Annotated in this window: 1 pseudogene; it reads left to right on the forward strand. The window is 48.5% G+C overall.

Annotation, left to right across the window (positions count from 1 at the left end):
* Window positions 1-241 (forward strand): annotated as a pseudogene (locus AB4486_RS28600) (peptidoglycan glycosyltransferase FtsI); the annotation flags it as partial.

The following is a 241-nucleotide window of genomic DNA, read 5'->3' on the forward strand; positions in this document are numbered from 1 at the left end:
GGTGAAGCAGGTAAACGTACAATCCGTAAAGACCGTTACGGGCGAGTAGTTGAAAACATTGCACTAGAAGAGCGTGAAGAAGGTAAACCACTCGAATTGACCATCGATCAGCGCTTACAAGCCATCGCTTATCGAGCGATTAAACAGGCGGTAGCCGATCACAAGGCGACGTCTGGATCTGCCATCTTATTAGACGTAAAAACGGGTGCGGTTTTGGCCATGGTTAACGCACCGTCTTACA

Origin of the sequence: Vibrio sp. 10N.222.55.C6, assembly GCF_041473395.1 — a bacterium.
GTDB classification, from domain to species: Bacteria; Pseudomonadota; Gammaproteobacteria; order Enterobacterales; family Vibrionaceae; genus Vibrio; species Vibrio crassostreae_C.